We start from the raw sequence: 18,836 nt of genomic DNA on the forward strand, positions 1-18,836 counted from the left end.
GGGAATAGGGTGCTCCCATCGACGCTGGCCTCCTACCCAGCCAGAACCTTGAATCAGATCACCCTCCGCGTCGGGAAGAAAATTCGATTCAGCCCCAACGCATCCCGCTCTAGACAAGCAACGCCCGCACCGCGGCCTCCCGCGGGATCGGGGCGACGGCGCCATAGCCTGTGGTCGCCAACGCCGCCGCCGCATTGGCGTAGCGGGCGGCGAGGAAGGGATCGTCCCCCGCCAGGGTCCGGGCCAGGAAGGCGCCGGCAAAGGTGTCCCCGGCGCCGGTCGCGTCCACCGCATCCACGCTATGGCCGGGGATCGTCTCGCGCCGGCCGGGGGTGGCGACCAGCACCCCCTCCCGCCCGCATTTCACCAGCACCAGCGGGCAGAGCCGCAGATAGAAATCCGCCACCGCATCGGGCCTGGCGAGGCCCGTCAGCGCGGTCGCATCCTCCAGCGAGGGCAGCGCGATATCGGCCTGGGCGATGGCGGCATGGATCACCGCGGCGGCGCGGGCGGCGGGCCAGAGGCGCTGGCGCAAATTGGTGTCGTAGGACACCCGCACCCCCGCCGCGCGCGCCACCGCGATGGCGCGGAAGCCCGCATCGCAGGCCGCCGTCGAGATCGCCTGGCTGATCCCCGACAGATGCAGGATGCGGGCGGCGGCGATCGCGGCCTCGGGCAGGCGGTCGGGGCCGAGCAGGCTCGCGGCGCTGCCGCTGCGGAAGAAGGCGAAGTGGTGCCCCGCCTCATCATGCGTGACGAGGTAGAGGCCGGTCGGCGCGGCGGGATCGGCGAGGACGGTGGCGTGGTCCACGCCCTCGGCGGTCCAGAGCGCGCGCAAAGCGCGGCCGGCGGCATCCTCGCCGACGGCGGAGATGTAGCCGGCGCTGGCCCCCTGCCGGGCGGCGGCGATGGCGGCGTTGGAGGTGTCGCCGCCAAAGCCTTCCAGATACAGCGCGCGGCCCGCGGCATCCGGGGGCTGGCGATTCAGCTCCAGCATCGGCTCGCCGAGGCAGAGAAGCTGCGGCATCAGGCGCGCTCGATCCCGAGGGCGGCCCAGGCGGCGGCCTGGACCGAGGCCTTGTCACCACGGGCGATCGCCGTCTCATCCACCAGCCTGCCGCCCATGCCGACGAAGGCGGCGCCGGCGGCGATCCAGTCGGGGATGTTGCGGGCATCCACGCCCCCGGTCGGGCAGAATTTCACGCCGGGAAAGACCGAGACCAGGGCCTTGAGATGGCCGGTGCCGCCGGTGGAGGCGGGGAAGATCTTCACCGCATCGGCACCGGCGGCGAGGGCGGCGCGGATTTCGGTGGGGGTGAAGGCGCCGGCGAGCATGGCGACCTTGTGCTCGCGCGCGATGGCGCAGACCGCGGGGTCCACCCAGGGGGTGACCAGGAATTTCGCGCCGGCGGCGATGCAGGCGCGGGCGGCCTCGGCATCGGGGACGGTGCCGGCGCCGACCAGAAGCTCCGGGTCCCGCGCCAGATCGGCGATCAGCGCGGTCGCGCCGGGGGTGGTCAAGGTGATTTCGGCGATCCGCATCCCGGCCTCCTTCAGCCAGGCGACGGCGGTTGCGGCGTGCGCGCGGGTGCTGGTCCGGATGACGGGGACGACACGGGCGGCGATGAGGGCATCGAGGATCGGGTGCATGGTGGCCAAGTCTTTGGCCGGAAGGCACACGGGGTCAAATGCGCTCGGCCGTCCGCTCCAGCCGCAGCGCCGCCGCCCGCGCCCCCGCCGCCGCCCCGGCGCAGGCGGCCAGTTCCTCGCGGAACCCGCCGAGGCTGCCCTCCAGGCCTTCCGCCGCCGCGCGCAGCCCGGCCAGTTCGGCGCGGAAGGCGGCGACCGCCGCCGCCTGTTCCGCCAGCGCCGCATCCAGCCGGCGCAGGGAGGCGCGGAGCCGGTCCTGCGGGGAGAGGGGGAGGGCGATGATCTGGGCCATGCTGTTCACTCCGGTGGCATGTGTTGACCGGACGCTAACGCGGCTTTGAGGCATGCGTATCGAAATGGTTAACGGCGATGGCGGCATGCTTCGCCATGGTCATCCAAGGCCGCGCACGCCATGTATGCCGCCTCGATGAACCTTGGGGGGCCTGTTCGTGGGTGTGCTGCTTGAAATCGCCTTGATCCTGGTGCTGGTGCTGGTGAACGGCGTTTTCGCGATGAGCGAGCTGGCCGTCGTCTCCGCCCGGCGCGGGCGGCTACAGGCGATGGCGCGCAAGGGCAGCCTCGGCGCCGCCGCCGCCATCCGCCTGTCGGAGGACCCGCAGCGCTTCCTGCCGACGGTGCAGGTCGGCATCACCCTGGTCGGCGTGCTGGCCGGGGTGTTCGGCGGCGCGCGGGTGGCGGGGTCGCTGGCCCCGGTGCTGGAGCCGATCCTCGGCGACTATGCGCCCGAGGTCGCGCTGGGGCTCGTGGTGCTGCTGATCACCTTCGCCTCGCTGATCCTGGGCGAGTTGGTGCCGAAGCAATTCGCGCTGCGCGCGCCGGAGGAGATCGCCTCGCTCGTCGCCCGGCCGATGTCGGCGCTCTCGCGCGGGGCGGCGCCGGTGGTGTGGCTGCTGTCGCGCTCCTCCTCGCTGGTGATGCGGATGCTCGGCGAACACGCCCCGCGCGACCAGCAGGTGACGGAGGAGGAGGTCCGCGCCGTGCTGGCCGAGGGCGCCGAACACGGCGCGCTGGACGAGAGCGAGCGCCACATGATCGAGCGGCTGCTGCGCCTCGCGGACAAGCCGGTGCGGGCGCTGATGACGCCGCGCACGGATGTCGCCTGGATCGACCGCACCGATCCGCCCGAGGATATCGCGGCCGTGCTGCGCCAGGCGGAGGTGACGCGTTTTGTCGTGGCCGATGGCCGGATCGACAATGTCGTGGGCGTGGTCGCGGCCAAGGATCTGCTGGACCAGATGCTGGAGGGCGCGCCGCTGTCGCTCGGCCGCGCGCTGCGCCAGCCGATCATCCTGCCCGACACGCTCTCGGCGCTGGCGGCACTGGAGCGGCTGCGCGAGGACCAGTTCGGCCTGGCCCTGGTGATGGATGAATACGGGTCTTTCGAGGGCGTGGTCACCGCCTCCGACCTGCTGGAGGCGATCGTGGGCGAATTGGGCGAGACGGCGGCGGCGGCCCAGGGGGTCGCGGTGAAGCGCCATGACGGCAGCCTGCTGCTGGACGGGATGATGCCGTCCGACGAGCTGAAGGCGCGGCTGGACCTGCCCGACCTGCCCGGCGAGGGCACCTATCACACCGTCGCCGGGCTGATGCTGGCGCTGCTGCGCCGCGTGCCGAAGGAGGGCGACCGCATCGCCTGGGCCGGCTGGCGGTTCGAGATCGTGGATATGGACGGCCGCCGCGTGGACAAGATTTTGGCGAGCCGGGACGAGCTGGTGGTCCCGCCCAAGGAGGGGTGATCCGCGCGTTCCTCGGCCCTCGCGCCGAGGCCGGCCGCCGCGCCCTACCGCGTCCTTCCATCCCCGGAAAATTACGGCACCATCGAAACCAGGAACCGGACATCTGGCTTCGGCCAAACCTGAACGACGAGGGGCAGGGGAATGGCGGGGCGCGGCAACAAGATAGACGAGCCGGAAGCAGTACAGGGCCGGCTGCGCGATCTGCCGCGAGGGATATGGGCGCTCGGCCTCGTCTCGATGCTGATGGATATCTCCTCGGAGATGATCCATGCCCTGCTGCCGATCTACTTCGTCACGGTGCTCGGCACCTCGATGGTGACGGTCGGCGCGATCGAAGGCATCGCCGAGGCAACCGCCTCGATCGTCAAGATCTTCTCCGGCGCGCTCTCCGACTGGCTGGGGCGGCGCAAGCTGCTCGCCGCCATCGGCTATGGTCTGGCCGCCTTCACCAAGCCGGTGTTTCCGCTGGCGAGTTCCGTCGGCTGGCTTGTCGGCGCGCGCTTCGTCGACCGGATCGGCAAGGGTATCCGCGGGGCTCCGCGCGATGCGCTGGTCGCCGACCTCGCCCCTGCCCAGATGCGCGGGGCGAGCTTCGGTCTGCGCCAGTCGCTCGACACGGTCGGGGCCTTCCTCGGCCCGCTGTTCGCCATCGGCCTGATGTGGGCCACGGCCAACGACATCAAGGCCGTTTTCTGGTGGGCGGTGCCGCCGGCGTTCCTGTCGCTGGCGCTGATCATCTTCGCCGTGCCGGAACCCGCGCGCCCGACCAGGCCACGCAAGACCGAAAACCCGATGAGCCTCGGCGGGTTGAAGGCACTCGGGGCGACCTTCTGGTGGGTCGTCGCGGTGTCGGGCCTGTTCACGCTGGCGCGCTTCAGCGATGCCTTCCTGGTGCTGCGCGCCCAGAATGTCGGTGTGCCGATCGCATTGGTGCCGGCCGTCATGGTGCTGATGAACATCGTCTATGCCGGCATCGCGACACCCGCCGGGTTCCTGTCGGACCGGCTAGGCCGCCAGGGCATTCTGCTCATCGGCTTCGCCTGGCTGATTGTGGCCGATCTGCTGCTGGCGCTGGTGCCCAGCTTCGCCGGCCTCGCCCTCGGCGTCGTGGCCTGGGGGATTCATATGGGTCTGACTGCCGGCATCCTCACCACCCTGGTCGCGGATACCGTGCCGAAGGAACTGCGCGGCACCGCTTTCGGCGCGTTCCACTTCGTCAGCGGCATCGCCATGCTTGCCGCCAGCCTCATCGCGGGGCTCCTGTGGGATGGTATCGGCCCGGCCGGGACCTTTCTCTCTGGCGCCGGATTTACGGCGCTTGCGCTGGTGGGGTTTCTTTTGCTGCGCGAACGGCTGAATCCGTCGAAGACGCTGGATGGCGAGGGTGAAGCGTCCCTGTAATCTGGGGGTGGTCGAGAGCGCCGCAGTCAAGGTGAGCGTCTCGGGAGATTGAGCGTGACCGGCTGGCACATCGCGGCCGAAGGCCAGCTTGCCGCCGCGCAGCCCGACTGCCCATCCGCGCAGCCGCCCGCTACCCCTCCAGCAACCCCAACACTTCCCCCTCCAGCACCGCGCAGCTCAACGGTCCGCCCGACCAGGCCGCCGTATCCAGCCCGATCCGGTTCGCCCGCACCGTCACGCTCAGCGCCGCGGTGTGCCCATGCACCACCACCACGCCATGGTCGGCCTCGCTGGCGAGAAAACTCTGGCGGATGCCGGTCAGGTCGCGCGCATCCTGCCGGTCGAGCGGCACCCCGGGCCGGATGCCGGCATGGGTGAAGAAATACCCGCCCAGCCGATAGGTCATCGGCCGCTGCTCCAGCCATCTGCGATGCGCGTCGGGGAAGGCCGCATCCCAGGCGGCGGGCCCGGCCTCGGGGTCGAAGCCGTAGGAGGCCAGCGTCTCCCGCCCGCCCCAGGCCAGGAAATCGGCCAGCGCCAGCGGCTCGCCCACCAGCGCGCCGAGCAGCAGCGCCTCATGATTGCCGGCCAGCGACACCGTCAGGCAGCCCGGCACCGGATCGCCCGCGACCAGATGGGCCAGGACGCCCGCCGGGTCCGGCCCCTTGTCCACGTAATCGCCGAGATGGATCAGCGTCGCCTTCGCCGGCCGCGCCGCGAGGTCGGCCGCGATCAGCCCATGCAGCGTCCGCAGCCGCTCGGCGCAACCATGGATGTCGCCGATGGCATAGACGCGCTCGCCGGCCGGAACCCAGCCCGGCGCCGGCTGCAGCTTCACTTAACGGGGGCGCTGCGGGCGATGGGGGCGATGAATTGCGGCTCGGTGTCCCAGGGGAACAGGATCCAGGTGTCCTGGCTGACCTCGGTCACGAATTCATCCACCACCGGCCGCCCGGCGGGCTTGGCGTAGATGGTCGCGAAATGGGCATGGGGCAGCAGCCCGCGCACCAGCCGCGCGGTGGTGCCGGTGTCCACCAGATCATCCAGCAGCAGCCAGCCGGCGCCATCCCCCGCCGCCACCGGGGATTTGGCGATGCGTGGCTCACCGCGCTTCTCCTCGTCATAGGTGATGACCGAGACGGTTTCGACCACGCGGCAATCCAACTCGCGCGCGATGATGCCCGCCGGGATCAGCCCGCCGCGGGTGATCGCGACGATGCCGAGCCAGCCGCCCGCCGGGGCGGTTTCCGACAGCCGCCAGGCCAGCGCCTTGGAATCCCGGTGCAGTTGGTCCCAGGTCACGGTGTAGTAGCGCGGCGGCATCAGAACATCCTCCCGCCATTCGGCACGGCGAAATCCGGGCGCAGCAGCACCACGGCGCCATCCGGGTCGGGCATGCCGAGCACCAGAACCTCGCTGGTGAAGCCGGCGATCTTGCGTGGCGGGAAGTTCACCACCGCGATCACCTGCCGCCCGATCAGCCGGTCCGGCGTGTAATGCACCGTCAACTGGGCCGAGGATTGCTTGGTCCCGATCGTCGGGCCGAAGTCGATCCAGAGCTTGATCGCCGGCTTGCGCGCTTCGGGGAAGGGTTGGGCATCGATGATCGTACCGGCGCGGATGGCGACGCGGTCGAAGTCCTCGATGGTGCAGTCGGGGTCGGGGATCGTCTCCATCGCAACGGTATGGACCGGGCGCGCGGCGCGGAAAAGGGGCTTGGCAGGGCATGGACGCGCCCAGGCCTCTGTGCGATCCGGTGTGAAAGCCTGAAACTGACGGAGACCGCCGCATGTCCGACCTGCCGATCGCCCCCGGCTTCCGGCTCGATGGGCTACGGGCCCTGGTCACCGGCGCCAGCCGCGGCATCGGCCGCGCCGCCGCCGTCGCCCTGGCGGCCGCGGGGGCCGAGGTCGTCCTCGCCGCGCGGGCACTGGATGAATCCGAGGCGACCGCCGCCGCCCTGCGCGCCGAGGGACACGCGGCCACCGCCATCGCGCTGGATGTCACCGACCGCGCCGCCGTGCGCGCGGCCGTCGCGGCCCAAAAGCCCTTCGACATCCTGGTCAACAACGCCGGGACCAATATCCGCGAACCCTTCCTGGAGGTCCGCGACCACTCCTTCGATGCGCTGATCGATCTGAACCTGCGCGCGGCCTTCACGGTCGCCCAGGCGGTGGCCCAGGGCATGGCCGCGGCCGGGCGTGGCGGTGCGATCATCAACATGTCCTCGGTGAACGGCCATGTCGCAGGCATCAACCGCAGCGTCTACACCGCGACCAAGCATGCGCTGGAGGGGCTGACCAAGGGCATGGTCGCCGAGCTCGGGCCCCATGGCATCCGGGTGAACACGATCTGCCCCGGCTTCGTCGAGACGCCGCTGACCAAGGGCCTGCTGGCGGATGAGACATTCCGCATCAGCCAGTCGCGGCGCATGCCCATGGGCCGCATCCTGACGGTCGAGGATTTGATGGGGGCGGTCGTCTTCCTGGCCAGCCCCGCGAGTGCGATGGTTTCGGGCTGCTCTTTGGTGATCGACGGCGGCTTTCTGGTGCAATGAGGATTTTTCTCCATGCGTGACTTCCATTTGGCCGGCCGCAGCCCGGTCTATGCCTCCAACGGCATGGCCGCGACCTCGATGCCCGCCGCGACCCTGACCGCGATCGACGTGCTGCGCGCCGGCGGCAATGCGATGGATGCGGCCATCGCCGCCGCCGCCGTGCTGGCGGTGATCGAGCCGCAGAGCACCGGCATCGGCGGCGACAACTTCTGCCTCTATGCGCCGGCCGGCACCGGCCAGGTGATCGCGATCAACGGCTCCGGCCGCGCCCCGCGCGCCGCGACGCCGGAGGCGCTGCGCGCGCTCCAGGTCAACAAGCTGGAGCCGACCTCCGCCCATTCGGTGACGGTGCCGGGCGCGATCTCGGCCTGGGACCTGCTGTCCCGCACCTATGGCCGCAAGGGGCTGGACGAGCTGTTGCAGCCCGCCATCCGCTTCGCCGAGGAAGGCCATCCGGTCGGCTCCAAGGTGTCCTACGACTGGAACAATTCGGTCGCCAAGCTGTCGAAGCATGCGCAGACGGCGCGGCACTTCCTGTTCGACGGCAAGGCGCCCAAGGCCGGCGATCTGTTCAGGCAGCCGGCGCTGGGCAAGACCTTGCGCGCCATCGCCAAATCCGGCCCCTCGGCGTTCTACGAGGGCGAGGTCGCGGCCGACATGGTCAAGACGCTGAACGCCGCCGGCGGGCTGCACACCCTGGAGGATTTCGCCCGCGGCATGACCGTGGCGGAATTCGTCACGCCGATCTCGATCCCCTGGCGCGGGATGGAGGTGTTCCAATGCCCGCCGAATGGCTCGGGCATGATCGTGCTGATGCTGCTCGGCATGATGGAGGGTTTTTCCACGCCCGCCGAAGGCGCGTTTTCGCCGGAACGTTTCCATCGCCATATCGAGGCCGCGCGCCTCGCCTATCGCGACCGCGACGCCTTCCTGGCCGACCCTTCGCAGGTCGATGTGCCAGTGGAAAAACTGATCTCGCGCCCGTATCTGGACGCGCTGCGCGGGCTGATCCGCGACGATGCGGCGATGAAGGAACTGCCGCTGGCCGGCGAGTCCGACTTGAAGAAGCACAAGGACACCGTCTACCTCTGCGTCGTGGACAAGGACGGCAATGCCTGTTCCTTCATCAATTCGCTGTTCGAGGGCTTCGGTTCCGGCATCCTGGCCGAGGACAGCGGCGTGATGCTGCAGAACCGCGGCTATGGCTTCCGCATCGAGGAAGGCCATCCGAACTGCATCGCGCCGGACAAGCGCCCGATGCACACTATCATCCCCGGCATGGTGATGAAGAACGGCCGCGCCATCATGCCCTATGGCGTCATGGGCGGGCATTTCCAGCCGATGGGCCAGACGCTGTTCCTGACCAACCACTTCGAGTTCGGGCTGGACATCCAGCAGGCGATCGACCTGCCGCGGCTGTTCCCGCAGGCTGGCCGCGTGCAGATCGAGCATGGCATCCCGCAGGCCATGGCGGACCGGCTCAACCGCCTCGGCCATGTCTGCGAGGTGGTGGAAAAACCGCATGGCGGTGGCCAGGCGATCTTCATCGATTACGACCGCGGCTGCCTGATCGGCGGCAGCGAGCCGCGCAAAGACGGCCTGGCCCTGGGGTATTGAGACGATGACCGAAGCCTGCGACCTCACCGCGCTGCAAGCGCGCCGCCTGATTGGCAACCGGGCGCTCTCCCCGGTCGAGTTGGTCCAATCCTGCATCGCCCGGATCGAGGCGGTGGATCATGCCGTCAACGCCATGCCCGCGCGCGATTTCGAGCGCGCGCTGGCCACCGCCAGGACCGCCGAGGCGGCGGTGATGTCGGGCGCGCATCTCGGCGTGCTGCATGGCCTGCCGGTCGGCATCAAGGACCTGGAGGAAACCGAGGGGCTGCGCACCACCTGGGGCAGCCCGATCTTCGCGAACCATGTGCCACAAGCCGATTGCGGCATGGTCACGCGGTTGAAGACCGCCGGGGCCATCGTGCTCGGCAAGACCAATGTCCCGGAATTCGGCGCGGGCGCGAATACCCGCAACACCGTCTATGGCGCGACCGGTAATGCCTTCGACCCGACGCGCTCGGCGGCCGGCTCCTCGGGCGGGTCGGCGGTGGCGCTGGCGACCAACATGGTGCCGATCGCGAGCGGCAGCGACACCGGCGGCTCCCTGCGCAACCCCGCGGCCTTCAACGGCATCGTCGGCTACCGGCCCTCGCCGGGGCTGGTGCCGTCGGAGACGCGCGGCTTCGGCTGGTCGCCGCTGCCGGTGCTCGGGCCCATGGCGCGCAACATGCCGGATCTGTGCCTGATGCTGGCCGGCATGGTCGGCGATGATGCGCGCGATCCGCTGGCCTATACGCTGCCGCACCGGACGGTGCGCGGCGAGGGCGCGCTGTTCCACCCGCCGCGCGCCATGGACCTCGGCACGCTGCGGCTGGCCATCACCGAGGATTTCGGCTTCGCGCCGACGGAAAAGCTGGTGCGCCGGGCCTTCTCGGCCCGCGCCCGCGCCATCGCGCCCTGGTTCGGCCAGGCGGTCGAGGCGCATCCCGACTGCTCCGGCACCGACCGCGCCTTCGAGGTGCTGCGGGCCTTGAGCATGGTCGCGAGCCATGGCGCCAAGGTGCGGGAACGGCCGCAGGATGTCGGCCCGAACATCATCGCCAATGTCGAGGAAGGCCTCGGCTACGGCGTCGAGGATGTGGCCCAGGCGCTGGCCTCGCAGACCCAGATCTATCGCCGCTGGCAGCGCTTCTTCGACGATCACGACGTGATCATCTCGCCCGCCATCACCATCAGCCCGCGCCCCTGGCGGGAGCTGTTCCCGGCCGAGATCGACGGCGTGGCGACGCGCACCTACTTCCACTGGCTGGCGCTGGCCTATGCGGCGACCACCGTGGGGCATCCGGCGATCAGCATCCCGCTCGGCGTGGATGAGCTTGGCATGCCCTTTGGATTGCAGGTGGTGGGACCGCGCGGGGGCGATGCGCTGGTGCTGGCCGTGGCCGCGGCGATCGAGGCGCAGGCGGCGGGCATGGAGCTGCTGGCGCGGCCGGTGCCGGATATCGCGGCCCTGACCAAGGCCGGGCCGATCAGCGCGATGCCGGAGTTCAAGACCTTCGCGTAACGCGCGCCGCGTGGAGGCTGGTGCTACCAGCCGCCGCGCGGGCGATAGGGGCCGTAGCCCGGGCGGCCGCGCCACGTCGGCGGCCCGGGCCGGTAGTAATAGGGGCGCGGCGGCGGCGCGTAATACACCGGCGGCGGTGCCACATAGACCTGTGGCGGCGGCGCATAGACCGGCCCGCCATAGCCGCCGTCATAGGGGTCCACATAGGCGACGCAGCCCGCGAGCCCGAGGCCGAGCGCCGCCACGGCCGCGACGCGGGGCAGGGCGCGGATCACCGCCCGTACCCTCCGCGCCCATAGCCGCCGCGGCCGCCGTGCTCGTAACCGCCGCGGCCGTAGCCACCGCCGTTGTAGCCGCCACGGCCATAGCCGCCGTCGTAGCCGCGGTGATACCCGCCGCCATGGCCCACGGGCCCATAGGGATAGGCGACGCAGGCCGACAGGCCGAGGCCGAGCGCCAAGACTGCCAGGAGGCGGGGCAGGAGGCGGGGCAGGACGCGGATCATCGCCCGTACCCCCCGCGCCCATAGCCCTCGGAATAGGATTGGCGGCCGCCGCGGCCGTAGCCACCCTGGCTGTATCCGCCCTGGCCGTAGCCACCCTGGCTGTATCCGCCGCGGTCGTACCCGCCCCGACGATAGCCCCCGCGGTCGTAGCCACGGCGGTGCCCGTCATCATTGTCCGAGGCCGCCGCGGCCAGCAGCCCCGCCGCCAGCCCGACGCCGGCGCCGAGTGCCAGGGTGCTGCCCCAATCGGTGGAGCCATCCGGCGCCTGGCAGGCGCCGAGGGCGAGGGCGGAGGTGAAAGCAAGGGTGCGGAGCAGGCGCATCGCGAAGGCCTCCTTGGCCAGGAAGCGACCATGCACACGCCAGATGGCCGCAGCACGGCGAAGACAAGGCGCGGCGCCTAAAAGCCAAGGCATCTTCAAGGCAGGGCGTGACCCTTCGCCGCCCTCTGCGCCATAACGGCGGCCAGGGAGACAGAAGCGCATGCAGATCGCGGTGTTCAGCACCAAGCCCTACGACCAGTCCTTCCTCACCGCGGCCAATGTCGCCGCCGGCAGCCCGCATGCGCTGCACTTCCTGGAGGCGCGGCTGACCGCCGATACCGCCGTGCTGGCCGAGGGCGCGCAGGCCGTCTGCGCCTTCGTCAACGACCGCGCCGATGCCGGGGTGCTGGCGCAGTTCGCCCGCAGCGGCGTGCGGCTGCTGGCGTTGCGCTCGGCCGGGTTCAACAATGTGGATCTGGCGGCGGCGCGCCGGCTCGGCGTGACCGTGGCGCGGGTGCCGGCCTATTCGCCGCGGGCGGTGGCCGAGCATACGGTGGCGATGATCCTCGGCCTGAACCGCCACATCCCCCGCGCCCATGCCCGGGTGCGGGATGGCAATTTCGCGCTGGACGGGTTGCTGGGCTTCGACCTGCATGGCCGCACCGTGGGGGTGGTCGGCACCGGGCGGATCGGCATCGCCTTCGCGCGGATCATGCTGGGCTTCGGCTGCAAGGTGCTGGCCCATGACCCGGTGCAGGACCCCGCATGTGCCGGGCTCGGCATCGGCTACGTGCCGCTCGACGCGCTGCTGGCGGGGTCCGACATCATCTCGCTGCATTGCCCGCTGAGCCCGGCCACGCACCACCTCATCGACGCCGCCGCCATCGCGCGGATGCGGCCGGGGGTGATGCTGATCAACACCAGCCGTGGCGGTCTCGTGGACACGCCGGCGGTGGTCGAGGCGCTCAAGGCCGGGGCCATCGGCCACCTCGGCCTGGATGTCTATGAGGAGGAGGCCGACCTCTTCTTCGAGGATCTTTCGGATCATCTGCTCCAGGATGACGTCTTCGCCCGGCTGCTGACCTTCCCCAATGTGCTGATCACCGGCCACCAGGCCTTCTTCACCGCCGAGGCGCTGACCGCCATCGCCGAGACGACCCTGGCCAATATCAGCGCCTTCGCCGCCACCGGGCAGGCGCTGCACGAGGTCTCGACCGAACGGGTGGTGTGAAACGATGTGTAAACCAAAGGCTTGACCAAGCCTGCCGAAACAGGCGCGATGCGGCGCACTGGCCCACCCCTGGACGCGGGACTCTCCACCATGTCGCACGCCGCATTTCGCTACGGTCGGGGGCGTCTGGCCCCATTTCTGGTCCTGCCATTTCTGGTCCTGCCATTGCTGGGCTGCGGCCTGACGATCGAGAGCCGGGAGCGCATCGCCTCGGTCGAGCAGGCCCTGGCCGCGGCCACCGCCCGCGGCGGCCAGCTGGACCAGCGCGTCGCCGAGCTTGAGGGCCAGCTTGGCACCGAGCGCAGCGCCGCCGGCGACCTCACCGCCCTCCAGGGCCGGCTTGCCGTCGCCGAGGACAGCCTGACCACCGCGCAGCGCCGCCGCGCCCGCGCCGAGCGCGACGCCGCCACCCTGCGTGGCCGCATCGTCACCGAGGAACGCACCCTCGCCGAGCTGCGGACGGAGATTTCCGGTGTGCAGGGCGCGCTTGCCGCCGCCGCACAAGGGTTGGACGAGACCGGCCAGCGCCTCGCGGGCCTGCGCGAACAGGCCGCGAGCGAGGAACGCCGCCTTGCCGGGCTGCGCGAGCAATCGGGTGCGGAAAGCCAGCGCCTCGCGGGCTTGCGCGAAGAGGCCGCTGCCACCGGCCGCCGTCTGGCCGATCTGCGCGGGCAGGCGGGGGCGGAGGAGACCCGCCTCGCCGGGCTGCGCCAGCAGGCGGGGGCGGAGGATGCCCGCCTCGCGGGCTTGCGCGAGCAGGCCGAGGCGACCGACCGCCGCCTCGCCGCGCTGCGCGGCGATGCCGCCTCCCAGGACCAGCGCCTGGCGGGTTTGCGCGACACCGGGGCCGCCGAGGAGCGCCGCCTCGCCGGGCTGCGCGCCGAGATTTCCCAGGCCCAGGCAGCGCTGGCCGAGCGGCAGCAACAGGGCAGCGCGGCACAGCAGCGCCTCGCCGGCTTGCAGACCGAGATCGGCGCCGCGCAGAGCAGCCTCGCCGAACGCCGTCAGGCGGGCGAGCAGGCCGAGGCCCGCGTCACCAGCCTGCGTGGCGAGATGGAGGCCGCGACCCGCGACCTCGCCACCCGCCGCGCGGCGGTGGCCGAGGCCGAGACGCGCCTTGCCGGCACCACGACCAGCGCCGAGGCCACGGCAGCGCGGCTTGCCGGCTTGCAGGGCCGCTCCACCGAGCTGACCGGCTCCGTCGCCGAGACCGAGCGCCGTCTGTCCGGGCTGCGCGAGGCGCTGGCGAGCGCGGAGACCGAGCTTGGCCAGCGCCGCGCCTCGGTCGGGCAGACCGAGGCCCAGCTGGCGCGGCTGGCCAATGCCCGCGTCGATGCCGAATCCGGGCTGCGGACCCTGGAGGGCCGCACCGGCCAGGCCCGCGCCGCGATCGCCGAGGATGAGGCCCGCATCGCCGCGCTGCGGACCGAGGCCGCCGCCGCCGGCACCACCTTGGCCGCCCGGCGCACCGAGCTGACGGAGGCGGAGACGCGGCTGGCCGCGCTGGAACGCGCCGCGGAGGAAACCACGGGCCGGGTGCGCGGGCTGGAGACGCAGGTGGTGCAGGCATCGGCCGGGGCCGATGCGGCGCGGCGCGAGCAGGCGCTGCTGCGTGGTCAGGCCGAGGCGCTGCGTACCGAGGTGGCCGGGCTGGAAACCCGGCGCGGCGAGCTGACGAGCCTGCTGGCCGAGACGCAGACGCGGCTGGAGCAGCGGCAGCGGGCGCTGGCGGCGATGCCGCAGGCGCCGGGCGCTGCCTCCGAAGGCGGTGGCACCACGCCGGCGACGGAGGCGAGCCCCCCGGCGCCGAGGTAGCCTATCGGCGGCAGCGGCTCGCCGCGATCTTCGCGTCCCGCGCCAGCACCCGGCGGGCGCGGTCGTAGATCGGGGCATCGACAAAGCGGCCATCCACCTGGATGGAGGCGGAGGTCGCGGCCTCGAAGGCCTCGACGATCCGCCGCGCGGAGGCGACCGCCTCCGGGCTTGGCGAATAGGCGGCATTGGCGACGGCGAGCTGGTCGGGGTGGATGCACATCCGCCCCTGGAAGCCGAGGCCGGCGCCACGGGCGCAGGAGCGCGCAAAGGCCTCGACCTCCCGCAACTCGGCCCAGACGGTGTCGATCGGCGGCTCCAGCCCGGCGGCGCGGCTGGCCAGGGCCATTTCGGAGCGGACGGGGGTGAGCTCCGCCTCCTCCAAGGTCCAGGCCATGCCGAGGTCGAGCGTGTAATCCGCCGCCCCGAAGGCCATGCGGCGAAGGCGGCCGCCGAGGGCGGCCCCGGCCAGGGCCAGGGCACGCACGGCGGTATGGCCGCGGGCGGTTTCGATGATGGGGAGCAGGTCGATGCCGCCCGGCGGCAGGCCGCGATCGCGTTCCAGCGCGCTCAGCATCCAATCGACCGCGACCAGCTCGGCCGGGTCTTCGAGCTTGGGCAGCATGATGCCGTCGAGCCCCGCCACGACGACCTCTGACAGGTCGCCGAAGCAGAGCACGGTATCGAAGGCGTTGACGCGCACATAGGCGCGGCAGCGGCGGGGATGAGAGAGCACCGAGCGAACCGCCGCGCGCGCCAGAACCTTGGCGTCGGGGGCGACGGCATCCTCGAGGTCGAGGATTACGGCATCGGTGTCGAGGGTAAGGGCCTTTTGGACCCGTCGCGGATGATCGCCAGGAGCGAAGAGGAACGTTCGGTTCATGCTGGCGGCTCCGCGATGGTAAGGCGGGCTGGTGTTAGCCCATCAACTCCAGCACGATCCGGCGGATTTCGGCGGTCGTCAAAGCGACCGTATCCGGGGTGGTGCGCGGCGTGGGGACGGGCAGGCGGAAGGCGTGATCGGCCAGAGGGCCGGTAGGCGACAAAAACAAAGACTACTCCTGTGGGCCGCGGCTGATGTCGCGATGCCCTGATGTGAAAATTCTAGAAACGCAGATGCTGAAACGGGCGCCGAAGCGCCCGTTTCATTTTAACCGTCGCGGCCCAGAAGGCCGCGAAGCGGGATCAAGCCTGGCGCAGATTGCAGGCCGAGGTCTTACCCTGCTGGCCCGGCTGCACTTCGAACTCGATCTTGTCGCCCTCGCGCAGCTCGACGAGGCCCGAACGCTGGACCTCGGAGATGTGCACGAACACGTCCTGCGAACCGTCCTGCGGCTGGATGAAGCCGAAACCCTTGGTGGCGTTGAACCACTTGACTGTGCCGATGGCCATAACTTTTTCCGATAACATAACAAAGGCCGCCGCACGACATGCGCAGCGGATCATTCTCCGAAAGGGGGCGGGCAGCAGGCTCGGCGCTCATATGAGAGAACGGAGGAGCGGGCCGGACCAAAAGAGGCTGACGAGCCATATATGGTCCGACCGATCGGAAGGGCAAGCATAAAGCGCAGACGCATCGAAGATTGGCGGATGCCGGCTGCGGCCCCGCTCAATTCAGGAAATCGGGCTCAAGCAATTCCGGCAAGGTCAAGGCCATCCCTGGCCATAGAATCAGCAACAAAAGCACCATGAGCATGGGGATGAGCATGATGAAGGTGTCCTTCAGCACATCAACCATGCGCATTTTTGCAATTGCACATGAAATCATCAGGCAAAGTCCGTAAGGCGGCGTTACCAGGCCGAAGGCCAGGGAGACGATGCCGATCATCGCGAAATGCACCGGATGCAGCCCGCCCACCGCCGCGATGGGCTGCAGGATGGTGCCGACGATGATGATCGCGGGGATCGCATCGAGGAAACAGCCGACCACGAGGAAGACACCGGCGATGAACAGCCCGGTCGCGATCGGCCCCATTTCCCAGGCCGAGACCCCGGCCAGCAACGCCTCGGGGATCTTGTAGTAGGCCAGCAGCCAGCCGAAGGCGCTGGCGGTGCCGACGCAGAACAGGGTGATGGCCGACAGCCGCCCGGTTTCCGAGAAGGCATTGAGCAGGCCTTTGAAATTCATCTCCCGGTACACGATCATCGACAGGAAGCCCGCGTAGAGCACCGCGACGCAGGCACTTTCCGTCGCGGTGAACCAGCCGAAGATCTTGCCGCCGATGATGATGACCGGCGTGATCAGGGCAGGGATCGAGACGAAGAACCCCGCCAGGATCTCGCGGAAGGTGGCACGCGCATAGGTCGGGTAGCCGCGCCGCGTCGCATAGACATGCACGGTCGCCATCTGCACGATGCCGATCATCAGCCCCGGCAGCACGCCGGCCAGGAACAGCGCGCCGATCGAGACCGTCAGCACCCCGCCCCAGACGATCATCAGGATCGAGGGCGGGATGATGACCGCCATCACCGAGGAGACGGCGGTGATCGCGACGGAGAAGCTGTCGTCATAGCCTTCCTTGCGCTGGGCATCGATGAACAGCTTGGACTGGCTGGCCGCATCCGCGGTGCTGCTGCCGGAAATGCCCGCGAAGAAGATCGAGAGCACGACGTTGATCTGCGCGAGACCGCCCGGAAAATGCCCGACCAGGGCCCGCGAGAACAGCACCAGCCGATCGGTGATGCCGCCGATGTTCATGAGGTTCGCGGTGAGCAGGAAGAAGGGCACCGCGAGCAGGATGAAGGAGTTGTAGGCGTTGAACGTCTCCTGCACGAGGATCATCGGCCAGAGCCGGTCCTCGATGAACAGGATCGGCAGGCAGGCGACGCCGAGCGCCACCGCGACCGGAATGCGAAGGGCGAGTTGCGCGAAGAAAAGGCCGAAAAGAATCCAGGCCGCCTGGGTGGCGGAAAGCGTGCTCGCACCCATCAGACCTGCTCCTCGTCGCCGTGGCGCAAGACGCGCAGGTCGTCCCACATGCGTTCGCCCTGGAACAGCAGCCAGGTCGCGCCGGCGACCGGCCAGGCGAGATGGATCATCGGCAAGGGCAATTCGGCGAGTTCGCTGATGCGGTACCAGGCGAGGTCGGTGAACTCCCAGCCATAGACCAGGAAGACCATCGCGAAGATCAGCACGAAGATGCCGGAGAAGATGTCCAGCGCCGCGCGCGTCCGGCCCTTCAGCGAGGGGAACAGGTCGACGGTGAAATGCGTGCCTTCCCGCACGCCGATCATCGCGCCGATCATGATCATCCAGATCAGCAGGAAGCGCGACAGCTCCTCGGTCCAGATGTAGCGCGGCAGGAGCTCGGTGAAGCGCGCGAAGATCTGCATGGTGACCGGCAGCAGCAGCACCGCGACGGTGAGGATCAGCAGGACATCCAGAACCCGGCTGTAAAGCGTGTTGAAACGGCGCAGGAATTCGCGCGCGCCCGATGGCGGCATGGCGGTGGTCCTCAGGAGAGCAATCGGGGGGGGAGGGGGCGGCCGTCATGGCCGCCCCCGTCGGGTGGTCAGGCGGCCGGCTGTCAGGCGTTCTGGGCGTTGATGCGGGCGAAGATGCGCTCGGCATCGATCTCGCGCGCATAGGCGGCCATCACCGGCTCGACCGCGGTCTGCATCGCCGGGCGTTCGGTGAATGCGATGCGGCGCAGGCGCCCGGCCGCTTCGAGGGCCGCGATCTTCTGCGAATCCTCGCTGCTTTCGGTCTGGCGGCCGAAGGCGCCGGCTTCCTTGCCGGCCTGCACGATGGCCGCCTGCAACTCGCGCGGCAGGCGCGAGAAGGTCTGCGTCGAGAAGCACAGCGGCCGCACGGTGATCGCGTGCTGCGTCATCAGCAGATTGGAGCCGACCTCGAAGAAGCGCATCTGCTCGACGCCGGCGGCCTCGTTCTCGCCGGCCTCGATCACGCCGTTCTGGATGGCGTTGTAGACCTCGTTGTAGGCGATGACCTGCGGCGCCATGCCGACGGCCTGGAAGGTGCGGCTCCAGATCGGCGCGCCCTGGACGCGGATGCGCAGGCCGCGCAGCTCGGCCATGTTGGAGGCGGACTTGCTGCTGAAGATGTTGCGCACGCCGCCGCCGGCCCAGCCGATCAGCTTGACCCGGGCGCGGCGGTCGATCTCCTCGGCGATCGGGCTGAACATGTCATTGTCCAGCACCGCGTTCCAATGATCGAGGCCGCGGAACAGGAAGGGCGCGTCGATGAAGGGGGCGGCGCGGCTGAAGGTGGACATGTGCGCCGGGCTGACGATGGCGTAATCCACCGCGCGGCCGGCGGACATGTACTCGAAATACTGCTTCTCCAGCCCCAGCGCGGAATTGTTGTGCATCACGAAATTCACCGGCCGGCCGTAGTACTGCTTCACCAGATCGGCGAAGCGGGACATGGCGCGGGTGAAGACGTGTTCGTCATTGAACTGGCTGGCGCCGTTGAGGGTGATGGTGGCCTGCGCCCGGACGACATGCGGGGCGGCGAGCAGCGCGGTGCCGGCGGCGACACCGCCCAAGAGGGTGCGACGGTCCATGGATGAATTCCTTCCC

The 18,836-nt window shown here is 70.0% G+C and carries 22 protein-coding genes; 7 read left to right on the forward strand and 15 right to left on the reverse strand.

All coding sequences use genetic code 11. The features are described from left to right. Window positions 1–109: 109 nt before the first annotated feature. From C8P66_RS20445 to C8P66_RS20455, 3 genes are read right to left on the reverse strand one after another with little or no spacing between them, the layout of a single operon-like run. Window positions 110–1,027 carry a sugar kinase gene (locus tag C8P66_RS20445; RefSeq protein ID WP_111400143.1) on the reverse strand — a complete coding sequence of 306 codons (918 nt, stop codon included), beginning with the start codon at window positions 1,025–1,027 and terminating at the stop codon, window positions 110–112. Continuing rightward, window positions 1,027–1,650: a bifunctional 4-hydroxy-2-oxoglutarate aldolase/2-dehydro-3-deoxy-phosphogluconate aldolase gene (locus tag C8P66_RS20450; RefSeq protein ID WP_111400187.1), complete on the reverse strand. Its 624-nt coding sequence runs from the start codon at window positions 1,648–1,650 to the stop codon at window positions 1,027–1,029. Before C8P66_RS20450 ends, C8P66_RS20445 begins: the two co-directional genes overlap by 1 nt. 34 nt (window positions 1,651–1,684) lie before the next feature. Then, the gene (locus C8P66_RS20455) at window positions 1,685–1,942 is read right to left on the reverse strand and encodes a hypothetical protein (RefSeq protein WP_111400144.1); all 258 of its coding nucleotides are present in this window, start codon (window positions 1,940–1,942) and stop codon (window positions 1,685–1,687) included. Between the two features lie 157 nt (window positions 1,943–2,099). On the opposite strand from C8P66_RS20455, the gene C8P66_RS20460 reads away from it, so the two are divergent. Further along, on the forward strand, window positions 2,100–3,407 hold the full coding sequence (locus C8P66_RS20460) for a hemolysin family protein (protein WP_211314224.1): 1,308 nt from the start codon (window positions 2,100–2,102) through the stop codon (window positions 3,405–3,407). A gap of 141 nt (window positions 3,408–3,548) precedes the next feature. Then, on the forward strand, window positions 3,549–4,808 hold the full coding sequence (locus C8P66_RS20465; protein WP_111400145.1) for an MFS transporter: 1,260 nt from the start codon (window positions 3,549–3,551) through the stop codon (window positions 4,806–4,808). Between the two features lie 130 nt (window positions 4,809–4,938). Here the strand turns inward: C8P66_RS20465 and C8P66_RS20470 are convergent, their stop codons facing one another. Genes C8P66_RS20470 through C8P66_RS20480 form a run of 3 tightly spaced genes read right to left on the reverse strand, consistent with a single transcriptional unit; the run spans window position 4,939 to window position 6,484 of the window. Then, window positions 4,939–5,646 (reverse strand): metallophosphoesterase, encoded by a 708-nt coding sequence (locus C8P66_RS20470; protein ID WP_111400146.1) that lies wholly within the window; start codon window positions 5,644–5,646, stop codon window positions 4,939–4,941. Next, on the reverse strand, window positions 5,643–6,131 hold the full coding sequence (gene gpt, locus C8P66_RS20475; RefSeq protein ID WP_111400147.1) for a xanthine phosphoribosyltransferase: 489 nt from the start codon (window positions 6,129–6,131) through the stop codon (window positions 5,643–5,645). Before gpt ends, C8P66_RS20470 begins: the two co-directional genes overlap by 4 nt. Next, window positions 6,131–6,484 (reverse strand): tRNA-binding protein, encoded by a 354-nt coding sequence (locus C8P66_RS20480; RefSeq protein WP_111400148.1) that lies wholly within the window; start codon window positions 6,482–6,484, stop codon window positions 6,131–6,133. The genes gpt and C8P66_RS20480 overlap by 1 nt, the downstream gene beginning before the upstream one ends. A gap of 113 nt (window positions 6,485–6,597) precedes the next feature. Here C8P66_RS20480 and C8P66_RS20485 point away from each other — a divergent pair, with 113 nt between their 5' ends. Genes C8P66_RS20485 through C8P66_RS20495 form a run of 3 tightly spaced genes read left to right on the forward strand, consistent with a single transcriptional unit; the run spans window position 6,598 to window position 10,483 of the window. Continuing rightward, entirely contained in the window at window positions 6,598–7,365 is a 768-nt protein-coding gene (locus C8P66_RS20485; RefSeq protein ID WP_111400149.1) for an SDR family NAD(P)-dependent oxidoreductase, read from the forward strand. 12 nt (window positions 7,366–7,377) lie between these two features. Beyond that, complete coding sequence (gene ggt / locus C8P66_RS20490) at window positions 7,378–8,982, forward strand: gamma-glutamyltransferase (RefSeq protein ID WP_111400150.1); 1,605 nt, start codon at window positions 7,378–7,380, stop codon at window positions 8,980–8,982. Window positions 8,983–8,986: 4 nt separating this feature from the next. Continuing rightward, window positions 8,987–10,483 carry an amidase gene (locus tag C8P66_RS20495; protein WP_111400151.1) on the forward strand — a complete coding sequence of 499 codons (1,497 nt, stop codon included), beginning with the start codon at window positions 8,987–8,989 and terminating at the stop codon, window positions 10,481–10,483. Between the two features lie 23 nt (window positions 10,484–10,506). Here the strand turns inward: C8P66_RS20495 and C8P66_RS20500 are convergent, their stop codons facing one another. The 3 genes from C8P66_RS20500 to C8P66_RS20510 are packed head-to-tail and all read right to left on the reverse strand — an operon-like array spanning window position 10,507 to window position 11,311. Next, on the reverse strand, window positions 10,507–10,758 hold the full coding sequence (locus C8P66_RS20500; protein ID WP_111400152.1) for a hypothetical protein: 252 nt from the start codon (window positions 10,756–10,758) through the stop codon (window positions 10,507–10,509). Further along, window positions 10,755–10,988 (reverse strand): hypothetical protein, encoded by a 234-nt coding sequence (locus tag C8P66_RS20505; protein ID WP_111400153.1) that lies wholly within the window; start codon window positions 10,986–10,988, stop codon window positions 10,755–10,757. Before C8P66_RS20505 ends, C8P66_RS20500 begins: the two co-directional genes overlap by 4 nt. Next, window positions 10,985–11,311 carry a hypothetical protein gene (locus C8P66_RS20510; protein WP_146422993.1) on the reverse strand — a complete coding sequence of 109 codons (327 nt, stop codon included), beginning with the start codon at window positions 11,309–11,311 and terminating at the stop codon, window positions 10,985–10,987. Before C8P66_RS20510 ends, C8P66_RS20505 begins: the two co-directional genes overlap by 4 nt. 160 nt (window positions 11,312–11,471) lie before the next feature. On the opposite strand from C8P66_RS20510, the gene C8P66_RS20515 reads away from it, so the two are divergent. Together C8P66_RS20515 and C8P66_RS20520 are read left to right on the forward strand one after the other, a co-directional pair. After that, on the forward strand, window positions 11,472–12,482 hold the full coding sequence (locus C8P66_RS20515; RefSeq protein ID WP_111400155.1) for a 2-hydroxyacid dehydrogenase: 1,011 nt from the start codon (window positions 11,472–11,474) through the stop codon (window positions 12,480–12,482). 90 nt (window positions 12,483–12,572) lie between these two features. Continuing rightward, entirely contained in the window at window positions 12,573–14,297 is a 1,725-nt protein-coding gene (locus C8P66_RS20520) for a coiled-coil domain-containing protein (protein WP_146422995.1), read from the forward strand. Between the two features lies 1 nt (window position 14,298). Here the strand turns inward: C8P66_RS20520 and C8P66_RS20525 are convergent, their stop codons facing one another. The 6 genes from C8P66_RS20525 to C8P66_RS20545 all read right to left on the reverse strand — a co-directional run bounded on the left by C8P66_RS20525 (window position 14,299) and on the right by C8P66_RS20545 (window position 18,820). Beyond that, window positions 14,299–15,177 (reverse strand): HpcH/HpaI aldolase/citrate lyase family protein, encoded by an 879-nt coding sequence (locus C8P66_RS20525; RefSeq protein WP_111400157.1) that lies wholly within the window; start codon window positions 15,175–15,177, stop codon window positions 14,299–14,301. Between the two features lie 34 nt (window positions 15,178–15,211). Next, on the reverse strand, window positions 15,212–15,346 hold the full coding sequence (locus C8P66_RS24780; RefSeq protein ID WP_281271365.1) for a hypothetical protein: 135 nt from the start codon (window positions 15,344–15,346) through the stop codon (window positions 15,212–15,214). Window positions 15,347–15,479: 133 nt separating this feature from the next. Next, window positions 15,480–15,686, reverse strand: a complete 207-nt coding sequence (locus tag C8P66_RS20530) for a cold-shock protein (protein WP_111400158.1) — start codon at window positions 15,684–15,686, stop codon at window positions 15,480–15,482. A 217-nt stretch (window positions 15,687–15,903) separates the two neighbouring features. Beyond that, entirely contained in the window at window positions 15,904–17,223 is a 1,320-nt protein-coding gene (locus C8P66_RS20535; RefSeq protein WP_111400159.1) for a TRAP transporter large permease, read from the reverse strand. Then, on the reverse strand, window positions 17,223–17,738 hold the full coding sequence (locus C8P66_RS20540; protein WP_111400160.1) for a TRAP transporter small permease: 516 nt from the start codon (window positions 17,736–17,738) through the stop codon (window positions 17,223–17,225). The genes C8P66_RS20535 and C8P66_RS20540 overlap by 1 nt, the downstream gene beginning before the upstream one ends. 83 nt (window positions 17,739–17,821) lie before the next feature. Further along, the gene (locus C8P66_RS20545; protein ID WP_111400161.1) at window positions 17,822–18,820 is read right to left on the reverse strand and encodes a TRAP transporter substrate-binding protein; all 999 of its coding nucleotides are present in this window, start codon (window positions 18,818–18,820) and stop codon (window positions 17,822–17,824) included. Between the last annotated feature and the right edge of the window lie 16 nt (window positions 18,821–18,836).

Origin of the sequence: Humitalea rosea, assembly GCF_003253705.1 — a bacterium.
Classification (GTDB): domain Bacteria; phylum Pseudomonadota; class Alphaproteobacteria; order Acetobacterales; family Acetobacteraceae; genus Humitalea; species Humitalea rosea.

Excerpts from the sequence above, each read along its gene's own strand:
- gpt (WP_111400147.1), bottom strand. The coding sequence starts at position 6,131 with ATGCCGCCGCGCTACTACACCGTGACCTGGGACCAACTGCACCGGGAT.
- C8P66_RS20525 (WP_111400157.1), bottom strand. The coding sequence starts at position 15,177 with ATGAACCGAACGTTCCTCTTCGCTCCTGGCGATCATCCGCGACGGGTC.
- C8P66_RS20465 (WP_111400145.1), top strand. The coding sequence starts at position 3,549 with ATGGCGGGGCGCGGCAACAAGATAGACGAGCCGGAAGCAGTACAGGGC.
- C8P66_RS20485 (WP_111400149.1), top strand. The coding sequence starts at position 6,598 with ATGTCCGACCTGCCGATCGCCCCCGGCTTCCGGCTCGATGGGCTACGG.
- C8P66_RS20530 (WP_111400158.1), bottom strand. The coding sequence starts at position 15,686 with ATGGCCATCGGCACAGTCAAGTGGTTCAACGCCACCAAGGGTTTCGGC.
- ggt (WP_111400150.1), top strand. The coding sequence starts at position 7,378 with ATGCGTGACTTCCATTTGGCCGGCCGCAGCCCGGTCTATGCCTCCAAC.
- C8P66_RS20515 (WP_111400155.1), top strand. The coding sequence starts at position 11,472 with ATGCAGATCGCGGTGTTCAGCACCAAGCCCTACGACCAGTCCTTCCTC.
- C8P66_RS20545 (WP_111400161.1), bottom strand. The coding sequence starts at position 18,820 with ATGGACCGTCGCACCCTCTTGGGCGGTGTCGCCGCCGGCACCGCGCTG.
- C8P66_RS20510 (WP_146422993.1), bottom strand. The coding sequence starts at position 11,311 with ATGCGCCTGCTCCGCACCCTTGCTTTCACCTCCGCCCTCGCCCTCGGC.
- C8P66_RS20520 (WP_146422995.1), top strand. The coding sequence starts at position 12,573 with ATGTCGCACGCCGCATTTCGCTACGGTCGGGGGCGTCTGGCCCCATTT.
- C8P66_RS20450 (WP_111400187.1), bottom strand. The coding sequence starts at position 1,650 with ATGCACCCGATCCTCGATGCCCTCATCGCCGCCCGTGTCGTCCCCGTC.
- C8P66_RS20540 (WP_111400160.1), bottom strand. The coding sequence starts at position 17,738 with ATGCCGCCATCGGGCGCGCGCGAATTCCTGCGCCGTTTCAACACGCTT.
- C8P66_RS20535 (WP_111400159.1), bottom strand. The coding sequence starts at position 17,223 with ATGGGTGCGAGCACGCTTTCCGCCACCCAGGCGGCCTGGATTCTTTTC.
- C8P66_RS20505 (WP_111400153.1), bottom strand. The coding sequence starts at position 10,988 with ATGATCCGCGTCCTGCCCCGCCTCCTGCCCCGCCTCCTGGCAGTCTTG.
- C8P66_RS20445 (WP_111400143.1), bottom strand. The coding sequence starts at position 1,027 with ATGCCGCAGCTTCTCTGCCTCGGCGAGCCGATGCTGGAGCTGAATCGC.
- C8P66_RS20495 (WP_111400151.1), top strand. The coding sequence starts at position 8,987 with ATGACCGAAGCCTGCGACCTCACCGCGCTGCAAGCGCGCCGCCTGATT.
- C8P66_RS20480 (WP_111400148.1), bottom strand. The coding sequence starts at position 6,484 with ATGGAGACGATCCCCGACCCCGACTGCACCATCGAGGACTTCGACCGC.
- C8P66_RS20455 (WP_111400144.1), bottom strand. The coding sequence starts at position 1,942 with ATGGCCCAGATCATCGCCCTCCCCCTCTCCCCGCAGGACCGGCTCCGC.